General features: G+C 43.6%; 6 protein-coding genes. All 6 read left to right on the top strand.

Features of this window, described 5'->3' with window-relative positions; translation table 11 throughout:
• Positions 1-183: 183 nt before the first annotated feature.
• Genes HY805_02200 through HY805_02175 form a run of 6 tightly spaced genes read left to right on the top strand, consistent with a single transcriptional unit; the run spans position 184 to position 5,209 of the window.
• Positions 184-531, top strand: coding sequence for a hypothetical protein (locus HY805_02200; GenBank protein MBI4823027.1), 348 nt, complete (start codon positions 184-186; stop codon positions 529-531).
• Positions 532-533: 2 nt separating this feature from the next.
• Complete coding sequence (gene ftsE / locus HY805_02195) at positions 534-1,196, top strand: cell division ATP-binding protein FtsE (GenBank protein ID MBI4823026.1); 663 nt, start codon at positions 534-536, stop codon at positions 1,194-1,196.
• Positions 1,193-2,071 (top strand): ABC transporter permease, encoded by an 879-nt coding sequence (locus HY805_02190; GenBank protein ID MBI4823025.1) that lies wholly within the window; start codon positions 1,193-1,195, stop codon positions 2,069-2,071. The genes ftsE and HY805_02190 overlap by 4 nt, the downstream gene beginning before the upstream one ends.
• A 5-nt stretch (positions 2,072-2,076) precedes the next feature.
• A complete protein-coding gene (locus tag HY805_02185) occupies positions 2,077-3,219 on the top strand; it encodes a peptidoglycan DD-metalloendopeptidase family protein (GenBank protein MBI4823024.1) in 1,143 nt (380 codons plus the stop codon).
• 18 nt (positions 3,220-3,237) lie between these two features.
• Complete coding sequence (locus HY805_02180; GenBank protein ID MBI4823023.1) at positions 3,238-4,530, top strand: S41 family peptidase; 1,293 nt, start codon at positions 3,238-3,240, stop codon at positions 4,528-4,530.
• On the top strand, positions 4,505-5,209 hold the full coding sequence (locus HY805_02175) for a ribonuclease H-like domain-containing protein (GenBank protein ID MBI4823022.1): 705 nt from the start codon (positions 4,505-4,507) through the stop codon (positions 5,207-5,209). The genes HY805_02180 and HY805_02175 overlap by 26 nt, the downstream gene beginning before the upstream one ends.
• Positions 5,210-5,611 lie beyond the last annotated feature (402 nt).

Raw genomic sequence — 5,611 nt, 5'->3', positions numbered from 1 at the left:
TGTTTCAGAATCTCAGTTTACCCCCCTCTTCCCCTTTTTACCCACCCCTTTCCCAAATCTCCCCTTCTATTCCCTCTCCCCTTGCGGGAGAGGGTTAGGGTGAGGGGGATATAACTTGTCTCATATGTGTTGAACCCATACATCCTCTTCCATTTTTCCTTCATAACATTTTATAATTATATAATGCTTGTTGGCTATAACACGAACATATCCTTCAAAGGAACTATCTACCATGTCCAGACAGAGGACAACGGGACTAAGAATCCAGTGATTATTACCTTTCTTTACCATAAAGGAGCAATACTTGCCTCCAAAAAGGTAAGCTATTCGCATCTACTTCAGGATGCGGACTGGAAACAGAAGGCAAAGACAATGATGAAAGATCAGCATCATGGTATGATAAAAGAGCTTCAGTCAGGTAGATACACAGGCGGAGGAGATGCCGTGGAGGCAGAGGCTTATGACGATAAAGACCGTTCGGAAAAGAGACTCGACGATATACTTATCGAATTTATAATAGGCAAAGGATAGACATGATTCAGTTTCGTAATGTCTCAAAGTCTTATGACAACCTGACGGCATTAAGAGGCGTTACCCTTTCAGTGCCAAAAGGAGAGATGGCATTCGTAACAGGTCCAAGCGGCTCCGGGAAATCCACCCTCCTTAAGCTCATATACCTTGCAGAAAAGCCTGACACAGGAAGCATTGTGATAAACGCCATAGAGACAGCAGGCATCAGAGAGTCCGATATTCCCTACCTTAGAAGAAATATAGGAGTGGTGTTTCAGGACTTTAGACTGCTTATGAATAAAACCATATTCGACAACATAGCCCTTGCCCTGAGAATAAGACTAATCCCGGAATCCGAAATAAAGTCCCTTGTTCATGAGGTACTGAAGATGGTAAACCTGAGGCATAAGGCAAACTCATATCCTGCTGAGCTTTCAGGCGGAGAACAGCAAAGGGTAGTTATTGCGAGGGCTTTAGTTGGAGAGCCACTTATTCTTCTTGCAGACGAGCCCACAGGAAACCTTGATGTGGACACTGCATCGGGCATTATGAGAATCTTTAAGGAGATCAATACGAGGGGCACCACACTCCTCGTTGCAACACACAACAAGGAGCTTTATCGCTATACAGGAAAAACAGTCCACAGGCTTGACAATGGGAATCTCGTAGAAGAGGCAGTAGGATGATACCTTCTGCCTATACCTTCAGGTTTGCACTGTCGAGCTTATATAAGGAGAAATGGATAAACCTACTTTCTGCCCTGACCATTGCCACAGGGCTCATCCTGATGACAATGGTATTTTCCATCCTCTATAATATTAACCTTGCCACTCAGAGATTGCCCGACAGGTTTTCCATCACGGTTTTCCTCGATGAAGGCATAGATGAGGAAAAAACTAAAGGCATAATCCAGACGATAAAGGGCAATAACTCTGTGAAGGACCTCAAGTATATCTCAAAGGACGATGCATTAAAGGAGCTGAAAACACTTACAAAGGACTCTGCCTACATCCTCGATGGCGTAGAAGAAAACCCCCTTCCGCCTTCTGTTGTGATAACACTCAAAAGAGAGCTTGTCTCGGAGGCATCCGTGAAAAACCTTTCCTCGGAGCTTATGAAGGTACAAGGCATCGCAGAGGTTTACTACGGAGAGAAGTTTCTATCCTCCATACAGGCGATAAAGGGAGGTGCGGAAAAGATAAGTCTGCTTATTCTAATTGCCCTGTCTGCAGGTGTAATATTTGTCTGCTATAGCACTGTGAAGATTCTATTTTATAGAAAAAAAGAAGAGATAGAGACCCTTCAGCTTCTGGGTGCAACGAAGGGCTTTATAAGGGCGCCCTTCATCATCGAGGGCGGTGCAATTGGTGCAGTAGCAGGGCTTACTGCCCTTGCAGGCATCCTCATGCTCAAGTATTTCATTACTCTCAAGCTGTCCGAGAGCTTTCCTGCGCTACAGTCCATGTCAGTGCCTGTCGAGACGGTCTTTTATGTTCCCCTAACAGGGCTTCTTATTGGGCTTGTGGGTGCAGTAATTGCCTTGGGCAGAATAAGGTTTTAATAAAAATGCGAAGGAAGCTATTTCTTGTTTTTGCAGTGCTTTTTGGGTTTTTATTTTTCCTTCGGGAAACTGCATTTGCCGAGGATGCGGAGCAAAGGCTCAATGAGCTTCAGGAAAAGATTAAGGCACATCAGAAAAAACTAAAGGATATTAAAAAGTCCGAGGTCTCTACCTTAGGTGAGCTTGAAAAAGCCAATCTCCAGATTCTTAATGCAGAGTCAAACCTGAACAAGCAAAGTCAACTCCTAAGGGAAACGGAATCCAATATAAAAAAGGTCAGAGCCGAAATCTCCAAGATAGAGGCAAAGCTTGCCAAGCAAAAAGGCTGGATGAAAAAGAAGCTCCGTGCACTTTATAAATATGGCAACCTTGGGGATGCCCTCATTCTGCTTGCCTCCTCGGAGGACTTCTCACAGCTCATACGAAGACTTCAATACATCCAGAGACTTACCGTTCACGAACATAAAACGATACAGACAGTCAGCACAGACCTTAAAGCCCTCCACGAAAAGCAAAAGGCAATAGAGGGCCTTTATGTAAAACAGAGGGCACAGGAAAACCAGCTCAAAAATACCATAGAGGTTGTCTCGACAAGGAAAAAAGAAAAGGAGTTACTCCTTGCCTCTATAAAAAAGGAAATGGTATTGAATGAGCAATTGGTTAAGGAGATGGAAGAGTCCTCTAAAAGGCTTATTGAGATTATAAGGAAATCCGAGGAGAAAGAGACATTTACTGCAACTGGCTTCAGAAACTTCAAGGGTAAACTTCCATGGCCCGTGGATGGAGAGGTTGCCATCCCTTATGGCAGGCAGAAAGACCCCCAGTTCAATACAATCGTATTTAGAAACGGCATATACATAAAGACTCCTCCTTCTGTTTCTGCAAGGTCTATATCCGATGGACAGGTGGTCTTTGCAGAATGGTTTAAGGGATATGGGCAGCTGGTCATAGTAAATCATGGAGATGGATACCACAGCCTTTATGCAAATCTATCCGAGATTTTTTTAAAGATTGGAGATATAATAAAAAGAGGCACTAATATCGGCAGGGTGGGCGAATCCCTGATGCTTAATGCACCGTCTCTTTATTTTGAGATAAGATATAAAGGGAAGCCCCTCGACCCGGCACAGTGGCTAAGGGCAAGATAAAACTGGAGGTTTAAGATAATGTCTATTAAAACTAAGAAAAGACTTGTAGTAGGTGCCTTTGTGCTCATCATAGCACTGGCCGTGATGTTTATAACCAAATGGGCAGAGGTAAGCGCAGAGGCAGAAACATATGAGGGGCTTAAGGCATTTACAGAGGTTATCTCCGTTATAAAGAGAAACTATGTAGAGCCCGTTGATACGAAAGACTTAATATACAATGCTATAAAAGGCATGCTGAGCTCTCTTGACCCGCACTCTGCCTTTCTTACGCCTGATGAGTATAAGGACATGCAGGTAGAGACAAAAGGAGAGTTTGGAGGATTAGGCATACAGGTTGGCATAAAGAATGGCGTTCTTACTGTCATATCACCCATAGAGGACACACCTGCATGGAATGCAGGGATAAAGGCAGGAGATAGGATTATCAAGATAAACGGAGAACTTACGAAGGACATAAGCCTTCAGGATGCTGTCAAAAGGATGCGTGGACCCGAGGGCACTAATGTTACGATTACAATCGTAAGAGATGACTGGGATGCACCAAAGGACATCACTATTACAAGGGCAATCATAAAAGTAAAATCCGTCAAGAGCAAGGTTATAGAAGGCAATATCGGCTATATAAAAATTCTTCAGTTTCAGGAAGCCACTTCGAATGACCTTTCTACTGCCATAAAGAAACTTGCAGAGGAAAACATAACCTCTATCGTCTTAGACCTAAGGAATAATCCCGGGGGACTTCTTCAGAGTGCTATAGATGTTACGGGCAATTTTCTGCCTGAGGGAAAGCTAATCGTGTATCTGAAAAGCAGGGGCGGAGATAGGATTGACTACAGGACAGAAAGAGGTAAAGAGGTCTCGTCCCTGCCTATGGTGGTGCTTGTAAATCAGGGAAGTGCAAGTGCCTCGGAAATAGTTGCAGGAGCACTTAAGGACTGGAACAGGGCAGTCATATTAGGCACACAGACATTTGGAAAAGGCTCTGTGCAGTCCGTAATACCATTAAGCGAGGGCACAGGACTCAGGCTCACGACTGCAAGATATTACACCCCAAAAGGAACATCCATACAGTCAACAGGTATCACCCCTGACATAGTGGTAAAGCTCGAGGCAAAAAACGGCGAAAAAGAACATCCAATTATGAGGGAAAAAGACCTTGACAGGCATCTGAAAAACGAAAAGGAAGACACAGACGAGGAAGAGCCTGAAAAGGCAATCTTAACAGAGGTGCAAGAGAAAGACGACACCCAGCTTCAAAGGGCAATAGACATCCTTAAGACATGGCATGTCTTTAAGGGCTTGGCAAAATAGCCTGAAGTCAGTGACAAGGGTCATCTTTGACATAGAGACAGTTGGCAAGGACTTTGACTCACTCGATGACGCCACGAGGGAATATCTTCTCAGATGGGCAGAGACCGAAAGGGAAATTCAAGAGGTCAAGGAAAGCCTTTCTTTTTATCCCCTCACAGGCGAGATAATTGCCATTGGAATGCTTAATCCCGAGACCCAAAAGGGTGCGGTTTACTTTCAGGCAGATGAGCTTCTTTTACCATTCGAAGAAGACGGCATAAGGTATGAAATATGCTCTGAAAAAGACATCCTGACTAAATTCTGGGGAGCAGTAAAGTCATGCAAGGCGTTCATAACATTCAATGGAAGGGCATTTGACTGCCCATTCATACTCGTACGCTCTGCGGTTCATAAGATAAAGCCATTAAGAGACCTTATGCCCAACAGGTATAGCGGCCCTCATATAGACCTCCTTGACCAGCTTACATTTTTCGGAGCAGTAAAAAGAAAGTTTAACCTCGATATGTGGTGTAAGACATTCGGCATAGAAAGCCCAAAGTCGGAGATTACGGGCTATGAGGTCAAGGGGCTTTTCGATAACAAAAGATATACCGACATTGCAAGGTACTGTGCAAAAGACCTGAGGGCCACAAGAGAGCTTCTTTACCGATGGGAAAACTATATTAAGTTTTCCGCTTGAGCCCTACGAGCCTACTAAGATATGTCCTGCCAAAATGATAATGTTCTAATTAACCAAAGTAGGACATTTCTAAATTGGCTTGACATTTAATGCAGGGAATAGCTCAACCGCATCTACTGATGTAATGGTTCCTCACGACCAGAGAAAATAGGAAAAGTAAACTCAAAGAGGGCGGCAGAGTAATCTGCTACCCTCTTTACTAATGAAACCTGTAATATTATGTCCTATACCCTCAGGATTAAGGTCATTCTGGCTTGTCCAGAATCTTTCTTTTGATTCCGAACAAGTCGGAAGGATTCCCGACAAGCGGGAATGACAGCGAAAACGGACATTATTATGCAGGTATTAATAATTAGAATTTAAATTTTATTTTATGGAATTAAGAATCTGTCGTGCTTGATA

It is taken from the genome of Nitrospirota bacterium, from assembly GCA_016207905.1.
Taxonomy (GTDB): domain Bacteria; phylum Nitrospirota; class Thermodesulfovibrionia; order Thermodesulfovibrionales; family JdFR-86; genus JACQZC01.
Note: the sequence above shows the minus strand (reverse complement) of the source record. Positions and strands in the feature narration are given on the sequence as shown.

Coding starts and splice junctions, on each gene's coding strand:
- HY805_02175 (MBI4823022.1), top strand. CDS start 4,505: ATGTCTTTAAGGGCTTGGCAAAATAGCCTGAAGTCAGTGACAAGGGTC.
- ftsE (MBI4823026.1), top strand. CDS start 534: ATGATTCAGTTTCGTAATGTCTCAAAGTCTTATGACAACCTGACGGCA.
- HY805_02185 (MBI4823024.1), top strand. CDS start 2,077: ATGCGAAGGAAGCTATTTCTTGTTTTTGCAGTGCTTTTTGGGTTTTTA.
- HY805_02190 (MBI4823025.1), top strand. CDS start 1,193: ATGATACCTTCTGCCTATACCTTCAGGTTTGCACTGTCGAGCTTATAT.
- HY805_02200 (MBI4823027.1), top strand. CDS start 184: ATGCTTGTTGGCTATAACACGAACATATCCTTCAAAGGAACTATCTAC.
- HY805_02180 (MBI4823023.1), top strand. CDS start 3,238: ATGTCTATTAAAACTAAGAAAAGACTTGTAGTAGGTGCCTTTGTGCTC.